General features: G+C 55.3%; 16 protein-coding genes. 9 read left to right on the top strand and 7 right to left on the bottom strand.

Going from position 1 to position 18,489, the window contains the following annotated elements; all coding sequences use genetic code 11:
- The first annotated feature begins 10 nt into the window (after positions 1 to 10).
- On the top strand, positions 11 to 1,546 hold the full coding sequence (locus tag ACXAF0_RS14355; protein ID WP_475346538.1) for an ABC transporter substrate-binding protein: 1,536 nt from the start codon (positions 11 to 13) through the stop codon (positions 1,544 to 1,546).
- Positions 1,547 to 1,712: 166 nt separating this feature from the next.
- Here ACXAF0_RS14355 and ACXAF0_RS14360 read toward each other — a convergent pair whose 3' ends face one another.
- Complete coding sequence (locus ACXAF0_RS14360; RefSeq protein ID WP_475346539.1) at positions 1,713 to 2,567, bottom strand: hypothetical protein; 855 nt, start codon at positions 2,565 to 2,567, stop codon at positions 1,713 to 1,715.
- Positions 2,568 to 2,816: 249 nt separating this feature from the next.
- On the opposite strand from ACXAF0_RS14360, the gene ACXAF0_RS14365 reads away from it, so the two are divergent.
- From ACXAF0_RS14365 to ACXAF0_RS14375, 3 genes are read left to right on the top strand one after another with little or no spacing between them, the layout of a single operon-like run.
- Positions 2,817 to 3,935, top strand: coding sequence for a zinc ABC transporter substrate-binding protein (locus ACXAF0_RS14365; protein WP_475346540.1), 1,119 nt, complete (start codon positions 2,817 to 2,819; stop codon positions 3,933 to 3,935).
- Positions 3,895 to 4,590, top strand: a complete 696-nt coding sequence (locus ACXAF0_RS14370) for a DUF1007 family protein (RefSeq protein WP_475346541.1) — start codon at positions 3,895 to 3,897, stop codon at positions 4,588 to 4,590. Before ACXAF0_RS14365 ends, ACXAF0_RS14370 begins: the two co-directional genes overlap by 41 nt.
- Positions 4,538 to 5,575 (top strand): nickel/cobalt transporter, encoded by a 1,038-nt coding sequence (locus tag ACXAF0_RS14375; RefSeq protein ID WP_475346542.1) that lies wholly within the window; start codon positions 4,538 to 4,540, stop codon positions 5,573 to 5,575. Before ACXAF0_RS14370 ends, ACXAF0_RS14375 begins: the two co-directional genes overlap by 53 nt.
- A gap of 36 nt (positions 5,576 to 5,611) precedes the next feature.
- Here the strand turns inward: ACXAF0_RS14375 and ACXAF0_RS14380 are convergent, their stop codons facing one another.
- Positions 5,612 to 6,481, bottom strand: coding sequence for a LysR family transcriptional regulator (locus ACXAF0_RS14380; protein WP_475346543.1), 870 nt, complete (start codon positions 6,479 to 6,481; stop codon positions 5,612 to 5,614).
- Between the two features lie 148 nt (positions 6,482 to 6,629).
- Between ACXAF0_RS14380 and ACXAF0_RS14385 the strand changes: the two genes are divergently transcribed.
- Positions 6,630 to 6,863 carry a hypothetical protein gene (locus ACXAF0_RS14385; protein WP_475346544.1) on the top strand — a complete coding sequence of 78 codons (234 nt, stop codon included), beginning with the start codon at positions 6,630 to 6,632 and terminating at the stop codon, positions 6,861 to 6,863.
- Positions 6,864 to 6,976: 113 nt separating this feature from the next.
- On the opposite strand, the gene ACXAF0_RS14390 is transcribed toward ACXAF0_RS14385, so the two are convergent.
- The 5 genes from ACXAF0_RS14390 to zwf form a co-directional block, all read right to left on the bottom strand.
- On the bottom strand, positions 6,977 to 7,618 hold the full coding sequence (locus ACXAF0_RS14390) for a bifunctional 4-hydroxy-2-oxoglutarate aldolase/2-dehydro-3-deoxy-phosphogluconate aldolase (RefSeq protein ID WP_475346545.1): 642 nt from the start codon (positions 7,616 to 7,618) through the stop codon (positions 6,977 to 6,979).
- A gap of 21 nt (positions 7,619 to 7,639) precedes the next feature.
- A complete protein-coding gene (gene glk, locus ACXAF0_RS14395; protein ID WP_475346546.1) occupies positions 7,640 to 8,578 on the bottom strand; it encodes a glucokinase in 939 nt (312 codons plus the stop codon).
- Positions 8,578 to 10,410, bottom strand: a complete 1,833-nt coding sequence (gene edd, locus ACXAF0_RS14400) for a phosphogluconate dehydratase (RefSeq protein WP_475346547.1) — start codon at positions 10,408 to 10,410, stop codon at positions 8,578 to 8,580. The genes glk and edd overlap by 1 nt, the downstream gene beginning before the upstream one ends.
- A 5-nt stretch (positions 10,411 to 10,415) precedes the next feature.
- Positions 10,416 to 11,135, bottom strand: coding sequence for a 6-phosphogluconolactonase (pgl, locus tag ACXAF0_RS14405; RefSeq protein ID WP_475346548.1), 720 nt, complete (start codon positions 11,133 to 11,135; stop codon positions 10,416 to 10,418).
- Between the two features lie 84 nt (positions 11,136 to 11,219).
- Positions 11,220 to 12,713: a glucose-6-phosphate dehydrogenase gene (gene zwf, locus ACXAF0_RS14410; RefSeq protein WP_475346549.1), complete on the bottom strand. Its 1,494-nt coding sequence runs from the start codon at positions 12,711 to 12,713 to the stop codon at positions 11,220 to 11,222.
- Between the two features lie 810 nt (positions 12,714 to 13,523).
- Between zwf and ACXAF0_RS14415 the strand changes: the two genes are divergently transcribed.
- The 4 genes from ACXAF0_RS14415 (at position 13,524) to ACXAF0_RS14430 (ending at position 18,485) form a co-directional block, all read left to right on the top strand.
- Positions 13,524 to 13,655, top strand: a complete 132-nt coding sequence (locus ACXAF0_RS14415) for a hypothetical protein (RefSeq protein WP_475346550.1) — start codon at positions 13,524 to 13,526, stop codon at positions 13,653 to 13,655.
- Between the two features lie 701 nt (positions 13,656 to 14,356).
- Positions 14,357 to 15,646 carry a polyhydroxyalkanoate depolymerase gene (locus tag ACXAF0_RS14420; RefSeq protein ID WP_475346551.1) on the top strand — a complete coding sequence of 430 codons (1,290 nt, stop codon included), beginning with the start codon at positions 14,357 to 14,359 and terminating at the stop codon, positions 15,644 to 15,646.
- Between the two features lie 169 nt (positions 15,647 to 15,815).
- Positions 15,816 to 17,690, top strand: coding sequence for a monovalent cation:proton antiporter-2 (CPA2) family protein (locus tag ACXAF0_RS14425; RefSeq protein ID WP_475346552.1), 1,875 nt, complete (start codon positions 15,816 to 15,818; stop codon positions 17,688 to 17,690).
- 54 nt (positions 17,691 to 17,744) lie between these two features.
- Positions 17,745 to 18,485 carry an SDR family NAD(P)-dependent oxidoreductase gene (locus tag ACXAF0_RS14430; protein WP_475346553.1) on the top strand — a complete coding sequence of 247 codons (741 nt, stop codon included), beginning with the start codon at positions 17,745 to 17,747 and terminating at the stop codon, positions 18,483 to 18,485.
- Positions 18,486 to 18,489: the final 4 nt, after the last annotated feature.

Consider the following 18,489-nt stretch of genomic DNA (forward strand, 5'->3'; position numbering starts at 1 on the left):
AGACAGTAAGATGATCAAAAAGACACTTCTGGGTGCTGCCTTCGCAGCGATTGCCATGGGCAGCTTTGCCATGGCCCCGCAACCTGCACAGGCAACCGAGGACAACACGCTTGTCATCGGTACCATGTGGGAATCCATGCCGCTTGCCATGAAGCCGCGTCGCTCGCGCTTCTTTAATGAAAGTGAAATCCTCGATACCCTGGTCAAGCTTGACTATGACCTGAAACCCATCCCCGGTCTTGCCACAAGCTGGAGCCGCGTTTCCCCGACCGTCTGGCAGTTCAAGCTGCGTGAAAATGTCGTTTTCCATGACGGCACCAAGCTGGACGCCGAAGCGGTCAAATTCTCGCTCGAACGGGTAATTGATCTGCTGCCGTATGCGGCAGACCTTCTCAACATCAAATCGATCACGGCGGTTTCGCCGCTGGTGCTTGAGATCGAAAACACTGAACCGTTTGCTGCCCTGCCCAACCAGCTTTCCGATGCGATCACGGTTGTGTACGCCAAGGCATCGTTTAATGAGGCTGGCGAGTTCGTCAAACCGGTCGGCACCGGCCCATGGGTATTCGAAGAATATAAAAAGCAGGATCGCACCATTGTGACCCGCTTTGACGCGTATTGGGGCGAAAAACCGGCGCTTGAGAAAGTCGTTTATCGTTACATCCCGGATCACAACTCGCGCACGCTGGCGCTTGAAGCGGGCGAGATTGATTTTGTGACCAACATGCTGCCATCCGACGTCAAGCGTCTGTCTGAAGACGATGACTTCAAGGTCTATGCCGAACCGACCTCGGGCCTTTATTACGGTGCGTTCAATGCCGGTGAGAAAAGCGTTCTGTCGGATGTGCGCATCCGTCGTGCGGTCAATGCGCTGGTGGATCGTGACCTGATTGTCAAAGGCGCGCTTGATGGTATTGGCGAGCCGGCCTGGGAATTCTTTGCCCCGACCTTTGACTGGGTCCCGCAGGCGGACGAGAAATACACCCTTGATCCGGAACTGGCGGCATCCCTTCTGAGCGATGCAGGCTATGAGAAAACCGATGGCAAATGGATGAAGGACGGCGAACAGCTGACCCTGCGTATCCTGAGCTATTCTTCGCGCACCGAAATGCCGATGATCACGGAGGCCATGGCTGCCCTTCTCAATGAACAGGGCATTGCCACCGAAGTTGGCATGTATACTTGGGGCGGGATGCTCGATCTGGTCAAGCAGGGTGAATATGACGTTTCGGTCGTCTTCTGGACCCCGGAAATGACCGGTCATCCGGACCTGCATCTGAAATCGCAGTTCCATTCCAAGGCAGGCCTGAACTATCAGTTCTGGGCAAACGAGGCATTCGATGCCGCTGTCGACAAGGGCCGTACCCTTGATCCGGGTGCCGAGCAGGTCGCGACCTATACCGAAGCGATGAACATCCTGCATGACGAAGCACCGATCATTCCACTGGTGCACAAGGTGTTTGTTGTTGCCTCGACCAAGGATCTCAAGAACTACCGCATCCATCCGTCGGGCTTCTTCTTTGACTTCAAGAGCGTGTCGAAATAACCCTCGCGCACTTTGACCAGGCATAACGACCAAGAGCCGCCCTTATCGGGCGGCTCTTGTGTTTTTGGCAGAAATAATGAGCTTTTCACCTGATACTGCAGATGTTGATTTTTCATTCCGGCTCCGCAATGCACCTATTACGGTCAATTAACAGACCTTAATTTGATTAATTGCTGAACCAGTAGCGGTAAAGATCCGAGCTCGTCTGGCTTGTCATTTCGGGATTATCGAGGTCGATAATGTGCAAGCCTGGATGTTCCCGGAGGAAGCTGATGGCTGCTGATATTGTCGGATGTTCGCGAAAATAGCGGTCTATCGCCCCGTCCTTTTCCGCAGCCTGAAAACCCTGTTCGATCAGGCCATGCAAAGCTTGGCTGTCCTTGCGCACATAAAAATAAAAGTCATAGGGATAGCGCAGCAGCAATTTTTCGTAGACGGCAAGATCGTGCTTTTTGATGAGCGCCGAGATATTGTTTGTTTTGACCTCGTGGATCGCAAGATGCATCGCGTCAAACCGCTTGTTTTCAAGCATGCTATACAGGCTTTGCCCCGGCCCGCCGGTGACACAAAGCCCAGCATGTTTGAGAATGACGGTATCGACCCATGAATTGCCCGACCCGATACAAACGCTTTTGAGGTGTTCTTGATCATCGACGAAATCGAGAGTCTTGAGATTATCGGCCTTCGTGATCAGCAACCGGTATCCTTGCAGTCCCTTGGTCAGGGGGAAGGCAATCTGTAACAAGTCACGTTCGGCAGTGCGACTATACCCGGCAAGAGCAACATTCACCTCCCCGTCATCGAGCATCTTGAACACCCGCCTTTGCGACAGGCCTTCAACAGGAACGATTTCGAGGCGATGGCGCCCCGGCGCATATTCAAGAGCCAATTCAAGCAAGCCGGTCTGAGCCGCATAATGGGCTTCGCGCCCGGCGGGCAACGGCACCTTGAGTGTTTCGGCATATAGCGGTTTGGCCATCATCAAGGCGATCAGAACCAAACCCCAAAAACATCTGAGCACTGACACCATCCCGTTCCTGATTAATCCGACCTGTTTTGCAAATCGACCTACACTGATTTAGGTGGGGATTATCCGTACGGGAAACAGCCCTATCGACACGCAACGGGTAAAAAATCACGCCCCAGGGTCCAAACAGCATCGAAATCCTGCGCGGATAGAAAATTGACGACTTTCAGCTTGACGCTACGTTATGTTATATCATAACAAATAAAGTCGAATGAAAAACCCACTTCAGACCGGATGAATCATATGCCTTCCTTGCGCCACTCGCTCCGCCGATTTTTGCTTGCCGCCCCGCTTTTTGTAGCAGCCCCGCTGAGTGCAGCTGCCCATGGCGATGATGCCCTGAAGGTCGTGACATCCATCAAACCAGTGCACGGAATTACCAGTGCCATCATGAAGGGTATCGGTGAGCCGGTCCTGTTGATTGATGGCGCGTCTTCGCCGCACACCTATTCGCTGCGCCCCAGCGAAGCGCGCGCCTTGAATGACGCCGATCTGGTGATTTACGTGTCGCACGCCCTTGAAGGTTTCCTTGAAAAACCGCTTGAGAGTCTGTCGGACCATAGCCATCAGCTGGAACTCGTTTCACTCACGGAATTGGCGCTGCGTGACATGCGTGAAGGCGGCACATGGGAAGCGCACATGCATGATCATGAAGGTCATAACCATGATGATCATGAGGACCATGACGAACATGCCCATGATGATGATCACGACCACGACCACGACCATGACGCCGAACATGATCATGAGGAACATGAAGACCATGATCATGACCACGCGGCAGAACATGATGATCACGAAGATCACCATGACGAGGCCCACAACCATGAAGACCACGATGGTGTCGACCCGCATATCTGGATGGATCCGGCCAATGGGGCGACGATTGCGATTGCCATTGCCGACGAGCTGGCCGAGATTGATCCGGAACATGCCGAAGACTATCGCGCTAACCTGCAGACACTGCTTGCAAGCCTAACCAACCTTGGTAATGATCTTCGGGCAAAAGTTGCGCCGATCCAGGACAAACCCTATGTCGTATTCCATGATGCCTATCAGTATCTCGAAGCCGGCTTTGGTTTGAATGCGGTCGGATCGATTACGGTATCACCTGATCAGAAGCCCGGAGCCAAACGCCTTCATGAAATCGAAGACAAAATCCATGATACAGGCGCTGTCTGCATTTTTGCCGAACCGCAATTCCGCCCGGCAATCGTTCAGGCCGTGGTCGCGGACACGGGTATTCGCACCGGCACGCTTGATCCGCTCGGCTCTGACATTGCGGCTGGTCCAAACGCCTATCAGGAAATTCTGGAACAGAATGTCGACGCCCTTGTCGATTGCCTTGGTTCCGGCTCGTAAAACAGCTTCGATGACTTTGGTTGCCAGCGCTTGTGTGCTGGCAACCGCCCCGTCGGCATTTGCGCATCCTCATGTCTGGATCGACGCAAATGCCGAATTTGTTTTTGAAGACGACAAGATTACGGCTGTGCATGTGCACTGGGTCTTTGACGATCTGTTTAGCATGACCATGATCGACGAGTTCGATAAGAACTATGACACCCGGTTCTTTGGCGATGAAAATACGGCCGTGCATGACAATGCCTTTGCCGCCCTTTCCCAATTTTCGTGGCTGACACATCTGCGCAAGGACGAAGAACTGGTTGCCTTTAGCGGTGCGCGTGATTTTGTCGCCGATATTACCGATGACCGTCGGGTAACCTATGATTTCACCCTGATGCTGGAAACCCCGCTGGACCCGACGCAGGATGCCATCAGCCTGTCGGTCTATGACGCGGAATACTATATTGATGTTGCCTACACGCAGGTCGATCCCGTCCTGTTTGCCGGGGCCAGCAACCTGTCCTGCCATTTCGAGATGAGCGAAGATGAAAAGAACCGCATCTATTTTGACCTTGTCGCTCCGGTTCGTGCCGATGTTATTTGCGCGGCCAAGGTGGCAGATGGCAGCAATTCTCGCGGCCTTGCTCCTGGCGATTTCGTTCTCGTCGAGTAATCCGGCAGCAGCACAGTCTTCAAACCTTCTGGGCCGTGGGGCGGCGGATAGCAGCGAAAACACGCCTGCGACCGCGCTGGACACCAACGCCCCCGAAGACAGCTTCTTGTCCTTGCCCGACTGGCTCTCCGACATCATTGGTCAGACAGTCATCATTCAGACCAAGCTTAACCGTGAAATCACAGCCACCCTGCGCGAGGCCAAAAACGGCGACAGTTTCTGGCCGGGGCTTGTGATTATTGCCCTGTCTTTTGGCTATGGCGTTTTTCACGCGGCGGGTCCCGGCCATGGCAAGATGATCACCACCACCTATTTCCTGTCCCGCGATGCCGGCTGGAAACAGGGTGTGGCGATGGGCAGTTTGATTGCCGCAGTTCAGGCCGTGTCAGCCATCATCATGGTGGGTGGTCTGACCCTGATCCTTAATCTGGGCCCGGCGGCTGTCACCAAGAACGGCCTGATCATGGAGGCGGTGTCATATGCCCTGATTGCTGTGCTCGGCGCTGTGATGGCGCTTCGGATTTTGCAGGGCCGCGATGACTGCTGTGATCACCATGGGCCAGGTGATCATCACCACCATCATCATGATCACGATCACGCGCATGATCATGATCATCACGGGCATCATCACGATCATCATGCCCCTGCCGCACAGTCCAACTGGCAGATGATCTCGACCGGCATTATCGCAGGCTTGCGTCCCTGTACGGGATCGATCCTTGTGCTGCTGTTTACGCTGGCCAATGGCATGTTCCTGATCGGGATTGGTGCCGCCTTTGCCATGGCGCTTGGCGTTGCGATTACGGTCAGTCTGATCGGGTTGGCCGCGATTGGCATCCGCACCGGAACCCAACACATCTTCAGCCTGTCGGAAACATCATCGGGCATCCTTCGCCGCACAGTCGGTTTTACCGGAGCTGCGATCATTACCCTGTTCGGGGTGATGCTGTTGCTGGCCTCGGCCCGACAACTGGGCTGGCTATAATCATGATTTGTAGGCGGCCGGGATGCTGTCTGTTGATCAGACCTGATATTCCTCGGCGATGTTATCGGCGGCCTTGACCAGGGCATCCATCACTAGGCGCACACCCGGTGAACGGCGCATATCGGGGTGAACGACCATCCAGACACTTTCGCGGCTGCGCCCGTCGACATCGGCGTGGATCAGTTCCAGTTCCTCGTCCTGATCACCAAAGTAACGTGGCAAGACACCTACCCCGTGCCCGGCGGCAATGAACTGTCGCACGGTTTCGGTATCATCGGCCCGGAAACGGCAAGGCAATTCACGATCCAGCACCGTTCGTACCCATTCGCGCTTGGACGCGCCATAGGTGGTGTCTTCGTAGCCGCAGAATTCCCAATGCATTTCCGGCACGCGTTCCTGATACCCGACCGCGCCATACAGCCCGACCCCCAGCTCTACCAGTTTTCGGGTAATCAGGCCCGGTTCACGGGGCGTGATCATACGCACCGCAATATCGGCCTCGCGCCGAGCAAGGTTAACGATGTTGGCCGCCCCGACGATTTCAAATTCGAGTCCCTGATGCGCCTTGAGCAAGCGGGCCAGACGCGGGGCAAACAACACGCGCCCGGCCACCGGTGGCACGGAAATGCGCACAACCCCGTGGGCGGCCTCATCGCCCTTTGCCTGTCGCTCGAATGTCAGGGCTTCTTCTTCGACTCGTTCTGCGACAGGAACAAGATTTCGACCCGCCGAGGTCAGCTGCCAGCCACGTGGAAGGCGGTCAAAAAGTTTGGTTCCAAGATCACCTTCGAGCGCCTCTATCCTTCTTGCAACGGTGGTATGCTCTTTACGCAGACGTCGCGCCGCACCCGATAGGCTATTTTCTTCTGCAAGAACAAGGAAGTAGCGCAAATCGTTCCAATTCATAGCCGCTATTTCACCCCTTGGAATCACTTCAAATTTCCGTGCATTTTTGCACACTAACTATGCAAAACAAAGTAATTCCCGTTTTATTTCGCATATGACATTTTCCGCTCATCGAAAGGCAATCAACCGTAGATCAAAGGAGGCCATTATGGCACACACGGTTTCCGCTGCACCGCAGTTCAACGTCTCTGCAGACCCGTTCACCAAACGCATGCCGTTCGGGTCGCTCCTGAGCCAGATCGCCGCCAAAATTGGCCCGGCACGTGCTCATAAAGCCGCCAGCTACGGTTGGGATTCGCTTAGCCACGCAGAACTTGCCGACCTCGGTCTGCAGCGCAAGTTCAACGGTTCGACCTGGTATGTCGACCGTATCCAGGGCTAAGCCTTGACCCGGTTGCGACACCGATAACGTCGCATGGACTACCCTGATGAAAAAAGGGACCCTTTCGGGTCCCTTTTTTTGTGTCTGAGCATTGAGCGTTTGATCAAAAACGATCAGCTGCGCAGTGCCTTGACCTTGTCAGTGGCTTCTTGTGCAAGCTTTGTAATCTTGCCCCAGTCACCGGCCTTGACGGCATCCTTGGGTGCGACCCAGGAACCGCCCACCGTAATGATATTTGGCAGGGCCATGTAGTCAGCCAGGTTGGACAGCGACACACCACCGGTCGGGCAGAAGGATACCTGCGGCAACGGACCGGAAATGGCTTTGAGCATCGAAACCCCACCCTGCTGTTCGGCCGGGAAGAATTTCAGGATGTCATAGCCATGATCAATCAGGTTCATGATTTCAGACGGCGTCCCCGCCCCCGGAAGCAGCGGGCATCCGGTATCCTTCGCTGCTTTCAGCAGGGCTTCGGTATGGCCCGGCGAGACGGCAAAGGCACAGCCGATTTCGGCCATGCGTTCCATCTGCTTGGCATTGACGACCGTCCCGGCACCGGTAATCGCATCGGGCACTTCGGCGATGATGCGCTTGATGCTTTCTTCAGCCGCCGCACTTCGCAGGGTGATTTCAAGCACCGGCAGACCACCGGCAACCAGTGCCTTGGCAAGCGGCACGGCATCGTTGGCATCTTCGATCACCAGAACCGGCACCACCGGGGCCTTGGACAGAATTTCACGCGATGAAAGGCTCATAAACTTTCCTCCAGTTTTCGATTACGCCGTTAAAATCTTGGCGCAACCGATCAGGGCCGGGTATTTCGCCGTCATCAGGCGCACCGGCACATCATTCATCAAATCACGGAACCGCCCCTTGGCGATCATGCGCTCCTTGAGCGCGCTTTTCTTCATGTAATCGGTAATGCGCGGACCAATGCCGCCACCAATAAACACCCCGTCAAAGGCACCGAGTGTTAAGACCAGATCCCCGGCAACACCGCCAAGGAACATGCAGAACCGATCCAGCACCTTGCAGCACAGCGGGTCATTGGCACCAAGGGCTGCTTCAACCACCTCGGCTGCGGTTTTGGGTGGCACATCCAGCCCGTCAATCGCAGCAAGCGCCCGATAAAGGTTTTCAATCCCCATGCCCGACAGCACCCGTTCGGCCGATACCCGGTCCAACTCCCCCGACAGGAATTTGACGATCTCGTAATCGAGGTCATCAACAGCCGGCAAGGACACATGCCCGCCTTCGCCCTGGATCGGAAGCCATTTGCCTTCGTGCGGCAAAAGTCCCGAAACACCAAGACCCGTGCCCGCACCGACCACAGCTAATGGCAAGCCCGGTCGGCCCGGCCCATCAAACAGTGTGATCAGGTCTTCGTCGCCAAGATAGGGAACCGACATGGCCAGACCGGTGAAATCATTGACCACCACCAGCCGATCAAGATTGAATTCGGCCTTAAGCGCGTCTTTGGAAAACACCCACGGATTATTGGTGAACTTGACCGTATCGGCCATGGCGGGGCACGCCACAGCGACGGCAAATTCACGCAAATCCGTGCAGTCGGTTTTGGCCATGAAATCGCGCATGGCATCGCCGATGGTGGCATAGTCACGCACCGGCAATGTCATGGGTGTATAGGGATCGCCAGCCTCATCCAGCCAGGCAAAGCGGGCATTGGTCCCGCCAATATCACCAACCAGCTGCATTACGCGACTTCAGCCTCCCCCGGGAAGGCCGCACTGGCACCAAGTTCAGCCAGACCAACATGTTCGCGGAAGACACCAAACATCTCGCGGCCAAAGCCGTCCTGATGTTCGGCCTTGTTATCAAAGGTCGCAAAGTCACGTTTGGCCAGTTCGGCTTCGGTGACATTGAGCAACAGCTCACCGGTTTCGGCATCAAGGCGAATGACATCACCATCCTGAACCTTGGCGATCGGGCCGTTCATCATGCCTTCTGGGGTGACGTGAATGGCGGCGGGCACCTTACCCGATGCGCCTGACATACGGCCGTCGGTCACAAGGGCAACTTTGTAGCCAAGGTCTTGCAGCACGCCCAATGGCGGGGTCAGTTTGTGCAGTTCCGGCATGCCGTTGGCCTTCGGGCCCTGGAAGCGAACAACACAGACGACGTCACGATGAAGTTTGCCTTCTTTGAAGGCCTCCATCATTTCTTCCTGGGATGTAAAGACCGCAGCCGGCGCTTCGATCACGCGGTTTTCCGGCTTAACGGCGGAAACCTTGATCACCGAACGTCCCAGATTGCCCGAAAGCATGCGCAGGCCGCCATCGGCACTAAACGCCTTTTCAGCCGGACGCAGGATTTCCTCGTCATGGCTGTTTTCCGGCGCATCACGCCAGGCAAGCTTGCCATCATCAAGGAACGGCTCGGTACCATAGGCCGCCATGCCACCGGTATGAATCGTTTCAAGATCCGGGTGCAAAATACCGTTCTTGAGCAGGTCCGAAATCACAAAGCCCATACCACCAGCGGCATGGAAGTGGTTCACATCCGCCTGCCCGTTCGGATAAACGCGGCAGAGCAACGGCACCAGACGCGACAGCTCATCGAAATCATCCCAACGAAGCTCGATCCCGGCGGCACGGGCCATGGCCGGCAGATGCAGGGTGTGGTTGGTCGACCCGCCGGTGGCGAGCAAGCCAACAATCCCGTTCACAAATGCCTTTTCATCAAGAATTTTGCCAATCGGGCGATAGTCATTGCCAAGCTTGGTGATCTGCATGGCGCGACGTGCGGCTTCTTCGGTCAGCGCATCACGCAGATCGGTGTTCGGATTGACGAACGCCGCCCCCGGAAGGTGCAAGCCCATGACTTCCATCAGCATCTGGTTGGAGTTCGCCGTACCATAGAAAGTACAGGTCCCCGGGCTGTGATAGGACGCGGTTTCTGCTTCAAGCAGTTCCTTGCGGCCAACCTTGCCCTGGGCGTAAAGCTGCCGGATGCGGGCTTTTTCATTGTTGGGAAGGCCCGATGGCATCGGACCGGCCGGCACAAACACCGCCGGAATATGGCCATAGGACAAAGCGCCCATGACAAGACCCGGAACGATTTTGTCGCAAACACCAAGATACATGGCAGCATCAAACACATCATGCGACAGCGACACGGCAGTCGACATGGCAATGACATCGCGTGAGAACAGCGACAATTCCATGCCCGGACGGCCTTGCGTCACGCCATCACACATGGCGGGAACGCCGCCTGCAACCTGTGCAGTGCCACCGGCCTCATAGACGGCCTTTTTGATACGGTCGGGATAAACACCCAACGGCTGATGGGCCGACAGCATATCGTTATAAGACGTCACAATACCAAGGTTTGCACCGTCTTCGCCGTTAATGCGCTGCTTTTCCGCGGCCCCGCACCCGGCCGAGGCATGGGCAAGGTTGCCGCACGAAAGGGCCGCGCGATGCGGACGATCCGATGCCGCCGCCTCGATCTTCGCAAGGTAGGCTTCGCGGGTTGGTTTGGAACGCTCGATAATGCGTTTGGTAATCTGTTCTATTTCACGTTTCATGGGGTTCAGCCTTTCGGGTTCTCGGCGCTCCACCACAGATCGACGGGGACATCGTTCTGTTGCAAGATTGCGCGAACCGGCATCTCTTCGATTTCCGTGCCGTTTTTCGCGGTTTCATAGGTCGACCATTTGGACTGTCCGGTAATATGGATCGCAATATACCGGGCATTGAGGATGGCGGGCAAAGTCATGCTAATGCGCGGGACCGGGGATACGGTCGGGCGGGCAGCGGCGACCAGTTCGCCATGCTTGGGATAAAGCCCCTTATCAAGGGCTTCGGGGGTTGAGGACGGGAAAAGCGATGCGGTATGGCCGTCATCCCCCATCCCCAAAAATACGATATCAAGCGGCCAGTGCATTTCAGTGCGCAGACGCGCGCTAACGGTTTCGACTGCGTCTTCCGGGCTGGTATCGGCTGTTTTCAGCGACACAAAGCGGGCATTCTGCGCTTCGTTGATAAACAGGTTATCGCGCACGAGCTTTTCATTGGACTGATCATCATCAAGCCCCACCCAGCGATCATCGCCAAGGGTAACAATCACCTTTGACCAATCCAGACGCGCCGTAGAAAGGGCCTGAAACAGCGGCTTGGGAAAGCGTCCGCCGGCAACAGCCATGCTGGCGTGGCCACGGGTTGCGATGGCAAATTCCAAGCGATCAATGGTTTCCTTGACCATTGCCGCAAGCATTTCATCGCCGCTTTTAAATGTGCGTTCGTTTGTCATGTCTTCTTCCCGAAGTTGGGGTCATGGCGTGGTTGCGCAAGTCCCCGGCACCAGGCATTGCCGCCCGGGCCGGGATGCACAATTCTAGAACCCGGCTTCTTCGTTCCAGGTCCGGCCATCACGTTCGATCAGTGCGATGGCCGCAGACGGGCCCCACGTTCCGGCGGTATATCCCTTGGGCGTGACATGATTGTTCTGCCACGCATCCTGAATGGCATCGACCCATTGCCAGGCAATGTCCTGTTCATCGCGACGGACAAACAGGGTGTTGTTGCCATCAATCGCATCAAGCAACAGACGCTCATAGGCATCGGGGCTGCGGCCACCAAACGCCTCGGCAAAGGACAGGTTGAGTGCGGTTGGGCGCAACCGAACAAGACCCGGCCCCGGGTTCTTGTTATTGAGCACAAGATGGATGCCGTCATCAGGCTGCAGGCGCAGGACCAGCTTGTTGGCCTGATAGTTGGTCATGGATTTTGCCAGCGGGAAAATCTGGTGCGGGACGTCACGGAACTGGATGACAATTTCCGAATGACGCTTGGGCAAACGTTTGCCCGTGCGCAAATAGAACGGCACACCCGACCAGCGCCAGTTATCAAGCTCTGCGCGGATGGCGACAAAGGTTTCCGTGGTGCTGTCGGTATTGGCACCATCTTCTTCAAGATAGCCCGGGACTTCCTTGCCGCCCACGGCCCCCTTGCGGTACTGGCCGCGCACGGTGGAGCTGTCGATATTGGAATCGTTGATCGGCTGAAGGGCTTTGAGCACCTTGACCTTTTCATCACGCACCGCGTCCTGATCCAGGACATAGGGTGGTTCCATGGCAACAAGGCACAGAAGCTGCAGCATATGGTTTTGCACCATATCGCGCATGGCACCCGCATCGTCGTAATAGGACCAGCGGCCTTCGACCCCGACTTCCTCGCCAACCGTGATCTGCACGTGATCAATATGCGCACTGTTCCAGAGCGGCTCGAACATCGCATTGGCAAAGCGCAGGATCATCAGGTTCTGCACCGTTTCCTTGCCAAGATAGTGGTCGATACGGAAAATCTGACGTTCTTCGAACACTTCACCGATCTGGCCGTTGATTTCACGGCAACTATCCAGATCATGGCCCAGCGGCTTTTCAAGCACGACGCGGGAATTCGGCGTCACCAGACCGGCCTTTTTCAGATTAAAGGCCATGTCGGCAAACAGTGCCGGACTGGTCGAGAAATAATAGACGCGGTCGCGATCAGGCTGATCGGACAGCTTTTCATGCAGGGTCTTGAAGCCGCTCTCATCCCCGGCAGATACCTGCACATAGGCGATGCGGCTGGCAAATTTCGCCCAGATTTCTTTGTCAAACTCACCTTCGGGAATGAATTTCTTCCCGGCTTCGAGCAGTTTGGCCCGGAAGTCTTCGTCGCGATGTTCGCTGCGCGATGCGCCAAAGATGCGGGTTTCATCATCGAAACGCCCGGTGCGTTCCATTTCATACAGTGCGGGAAAAAGTTTGCGTAACGCCAGATCTCCGGTCCCACCGAAAATCACGATATCCGCGATACGATGCTTAAGCCTTTGCCTTTGTTTCATTATGCCCTTAGCCTTCCAACGTTTCCTTCCCGTCGCCAAGGTGGGACCCCGGATCTTGCGATCCTGGCAGACAATCGGGGCACGGCCGATGCCGTGATACAGAACCGGATTTTCCGATCCTGCCTGCTTTTTGTCACCTGACAGGAATATGACACCCGCCTTAATGACCAATCTTCTGTCGTCAGATCGCTGACAACCGGAACCCTGACATCCGGCTTTGCTGTGTCCTGATCAGCAAAGCTATTTTATCAGGTTTCTAACGCGCACTGTTACACGATCCATGGGGGCAAGACCACTGCGATCACGCGCGATAGAAGACGTTTTACCGAAATCCGGTTTAACCGTAACAGTTTGTAGCAAAACCACTGAGATTACAGCCGGATTTCCTGCATTTTAGGACAGTTGAAACATCGTGCAACAATTTGATTCCCACACCCCTTTACGCCAACAGATCAAACAGTTTGCCATTTTGCCAAAACCTGCTCCTGTTGTTCGTAAAAACGGCTCTCACGGGCCGTGCGGCATGCATGTTCTTGCAGCGCCAGCAAGCGTGGAGTGAAGAACAAAAAACTCAAATTCGCGCAGACTCGCAAAGACTCGCAGTTTTCTGCGCCTTCCCGGTTCTCCCCTCGCCCAAAAACGGCGTTCTTGTTCCTGTTCCCCCTTAAAAAGGAGAACATTTGTGAACATTATTTAGCTACTTAATATCAATAACTTAAATAGAATCACACTCGTTTGTTCCAATTTTGTTCTTGCCGGAACAAAATCAGAACAGTATGGTTTGTTCAGACAGATTGAGGAGGACAGACCATGTTGAAACTGATTGATAACCCGACCCGTTTGAACGAGCTTTGCAGCACGGTCGCCGTTGTCGGCAGTACAGGATTTTTCCTGTTCGTCATCGGACTTGGCATGGCTCAATCCCTTCGCGGTCTGATCTAGGAATTCCCAACACACGTTATCTGTGTTTCTGAGGCCCGGACCATAAGCCACCAAAGCTTTTGTCCATCACGGGCGTCTGACCGGCAGGCAACCCCGCACCCAAACCCTGTCCCGCCTGTCGGTCAGACCTTCCCTACGCCCGGTCTTCCCCAACAAGGCCTCAGTAATCGCAACAATATTTCCGCATACTCCGCATACTGGCGCCGCTATTTCCCCGATAGCGGTGCTTTTTTTGTTTTGGGCGAACCTGGCACCAAGGCCCAGCCACCCACCAATGTGAGAAACACTCACATTTAAGAACCTCCTTCCTGTACGGGATATCGCTTGAAGGCTGAGAAAAACAATTATTGCAACGCAACAACTTACGCTGCATTGCAAAATTTCACTCGACAAAACGGGGAAATTTCGCTTGAATCATGGTGAAAAATGACAATTTGGTCTTTCATCATACTTAATGGCTATTGCAAGTAAGCTGAACTCACGTAGGCTTCGTGGCAATTACTGGATTTCTGAACACTGTTAACCAGCCATATTCCGCTGCGCACCAGATCAGCCCACGCCAATTGGCGGGCCTGACCAGAATCCTGAAAAACGCCAAGCTGCGCGCGCGAACTGCGGTGTGTCAGCTGAAACAGGATGAAAGCCGTAAACCAGGTCGGTGACCACATAAACGTTTGTCGGTCACCCGGGAGTGAGAGTTAATGCTGTATCACCTTTATGAATTGCAGCACGCCACAATAAGCCCGCTTCGCATGGCCGCTGACGCCAGCAAGAAGTGGCTGCGCAATCCGGCCAACCCGATGTCCTATACCCATCAGGGTCGGGCAGCAGCCGCAGCATGTGACGTGTTCACCCATATCACCCATCGTTACGGCAAACCGGAATTCGGTCTGGACAGCACGGTGATTGACGGTGAAACCGTGCCGATCACCGAAGAAGTCGTTCACAGCGAAGCTTTTTGCAATCTATTGCATTTCAAGCGCGAGACCGACCATCTCAAAACGCAGCCCGATGACCCGCGTCTGTTGATCGTCGCCCCGCTTTCCGGGCACTTTTCAACCCTTCTGCGCGGCACGGTCGAGGCGTTACTGCCCGATCATGACGTCTATATCACCGACTGGATTGATGCGCGCCTGGTGCCGGTCCATCTCGGTCATTTCGATCTTGATACCTATATCGATTACATCATGCGCTTCCTGCGCAAGCTTGGCCCGAACACCCACATGATGGCTGTTTGCCAGCCGTCAGTCCCGGTGGTTGCGGCAGCGTCGCTGATGGCAGACGGCAACGAAGCCTGTCAGCCGGCGTCGATGACATTGATGGGCGGGCCGATTGATACCCGTGAAAACCCGACCGAGGTCAACAAGTTCGCCAAGCAGCACAGCCTGGACTGGTTTGAACGCCATGTGATTTCGCATGTGCCGCTGCCCCATGCGGGTGTGATGCGCCGGGTTTATCCGGGCTTCATGCAGCTGGCCGGTTTCATGAGCATGAACTGGGACCGTCACGTTTCAGCCCATCACGACATGTTCAACCACCTTGTCGAAGGCGATGGTGAAAGTGCCGAAGCAAAACGGACTTTCTATCAGGAATATCTCGCCGTGATGGATATGACGGCCGAGTTTTACCTTCAGACGCTGAAGGTCGTGTTCCACGAACACAGCCTGCCCGAAGGCACCATGCGTTGGCAGGGTGTGCCGGTCGATCCGTCTGCCATCACCAAAACCGCCCTTCTGACTGTTGAAGGCGAACGCGATGACATTACCGGCATGGGCCAGACACGGGCTGCGCACAAGCTGACCACCAATCTGCCAGACAGCATGCGCATGCATCATGTTCAGCAGGGTGTCGGGCATTATGGCGTGTTTAACGGCCGTCGCTGGCGCGAACAGATCAGCCCGCGGATCAAGGATTTCATCCGCCGTCACGATCATGAGGGCAAAGGTGCCCGCAGCGCACCGAATGTTACCCATATCAACGCTGCCGAATAACGCCGACAGCGAAATGCATTTCAAAGCCGCCCTTTCCACAGGGCGGCTTTTTTTATACATCCTGCTTGGGGCAACCGGATTACAATCAGGCTGACCCGCACCACATCTTCCTGCATCGTGCAAAATTATTGATTGATCGATCCCGCGATCCCGCCCCGGAGCCAGCCCGTTGGAAATTCTGTCGTCTGCCCTAATCTATCTAGTTGCGGCTGTGATCGCCGTGCCGCTTGCACAGCGACTTGGGTTGGGGTCCGTTCTGGGATACTTGATCGCAGGCCTGTTGATTGGACCGGTCTTTGGCCTTATCGGCGCGGAGGCCGCCAACCTTCAGCATTTTGCCGAGTTCGGTGTTGTCATGATGCTGTTTCTGGTCGGGCTTGAATTGCGCCCGTCCATGTTATGGGACATGCGCGGGCAATTGATCGGGCTTGGTGGCTTACAAGTTCTCGGCTCGACCGCAATCATTGCCATCATCGCCCACGCCTTTGACCTGCCCTGGCAGCAATCGATTGCGGTCGGGATGGTCTTGGCGCTGTCATCGACCGCCATCGTCCTGCAAACACTTGGCGAAAAAGGCTGGTTTAACACCGCGGGAGGCAAAAGTTCGTTTTCGGTCCTGCTGACCCAGGATATTGCGGTTATCCCGATGCTAGCGATCATGCCGCTTTTGGCTGCATCGGAAACGGCTCAAACCAACACAAGCAAGCCATCAGGCTCCGCCGATCCGACGCAAAATGCGATCCTGCTTGATATGGTGCCGGACTGGGCGCAGATCTTTGTGATCATCGCGGCAATCGCCACCATCGTCATTGGCGGACGCTATTTGATGCGCCCGGTGTTCCGCTATATTGCCAAGACCCACTTGCGCGAAGTTTTCACAGCCGCCGCCCTGCTTTTGGTGATTTCCACCGCCCTTTTGATGGTCGCCATTGGCCTTAGCCCGGCCCTTGGCACGTTTTTGGCCGGTGTCGTTCTTTCCGACAGTGAATACCGCCCGGAACTTGAAAACGATATCGAACCCTTCAAGGGATTGCTGCTTGGGCTGTTCTTCTTGACCGTCGGGGCGGGCATTAACCTCAATCTGTTGATTGAGGAACCGGCAACCCTGTTTGGCATTGCCTTTGGCATCATGGCCATCAAGGCTGCTGTTCTGTTTGCCATTTCATCGACCGCCCGCATGTGCGGCGCAGACAGAACGCTGTTTTCGCTTGGCCTGTCCCAGGCTGGGGAATTTGCCTTTGTGTTGTTCGGAATGGCGGTTGGTGTCGGCGCGCTGCCGGGTGATCTGGTGCAGAAACTGACCCTTGCGGTTGCCCTGACGATGATGCTGACCCCGCTTGCGTTTCTGCTGCATGAACGGGTACTCGCACCGCGCATTGTCAAGCACAGCGCCCGTGATGCCGATGTCATTGATGATACCGGCAGCGTCGTTTTGGCAGGCATCGGCCGATTTGGGCAGATTGTCACCCGCCTGCTTGCGACCAATGGTCATCGCGTGGTGGTTCTTGATCACGATCCGGAAGTTATTGAAAACCTTGAACGCATCGGGTTCCGCGCCTATTACGGCGATGCAATGCGCCCCGATCTTTTGCACAATACCGGCATTGAAAACGCCAAGCTTTTCGTTGCTGCGATTGATGATCGCGAAAAGCTGACATCACTTGTTGCCCATGTCGCCAAGCATTATCCCAATGTCCGTATTCTCGCGCGTGCGATTGACCGGCTCCATGTGTTTGAACTTGAAAATGCCGGCGCACATTTCATCGAACGCGAGACATTTGAAAGTGCGCTTAACCTTGGCCGCGATGCCCTGATCGCGCTTGGCGAAACGCCGGCGCGCGCAAACCGCAAAAAAACAGCCTTCCGCAAGCATGACTTTGAAACACTCGATAAATTGCGTGTGCGTTGGAACGATAGTGGTGTCGACAAAAAGTTCATCGACACCCTGCGCAGCCAGAATGCTACCCTGATTGAAATCATGCGCAATGAACAGGAAGACAGCAACGCAGGCAACAAGACAAAGGGCGACAGCAAGCCCGATTAAACCGGATCACCACCACCGCCGTATGACAGCACAGACATCACAAGAGGTCCGTTCATGTCAGACATCCCAACCGTGCATTTCACAAGCCTGCCGACTGATCAGATTGCCATCGTGATCGGGGCGACCGGCGGCATCGGGTCGGGCTTTGTGCGGCACCTGCAGCAGTCGGGACATTTTTCAAAGGTGCTGGAATATTCGCGTTCCACCAATCCGCGCCTTGATTTGACGGATCCGGAAACCGTTATGCACTGCGCGCAGGATGCAAAGACCTATGCCAGCACGCACGGGAACGACATCCGCCTGATCATTGATGCCACCGGCTATCTGCATGACGAGACGTTTCAGCCGGAAAAATCCCTGCGTCACATCGATCCGGACTATATGGCCAAGCAGTTTCAGATCAATGCGATTGGCCCCGCGCTTTTGATGCAGCATTTCTGTCCCCTCTTGCCGCGATCGGGCAAATCGGTGTTTGCCACCCTTTCGGCCAAGGTCGGCAGCATCGGGGATAATCGCATGGGCGGCTGGTATGGCTATCGCGCAGCCAAGGCTGCCCTAAATCAGTTGGTGAAATGCACCGCAATTGAAATCGGGCGCAATAAACGTGACGCGGTTTGCGTTGCCCTGCATCCGGGCACGGTTGATACCGGGCTTTCCGGACCGTTTGCCAAATCAGGCCTTCGGGTGCAAAGCCCGGAGGAAGCCACTGCGAACATGCTGGGTGTACTCGATCACCTGACAGCGGAAAGTTCCGGCGGGTTCTTTGCCTATGACGGTGAAGCGTTGCCCTGGTAGCAGC

The organism is Thalassospira sp. ABD4_177 (genome assembly GCF_056160125.1).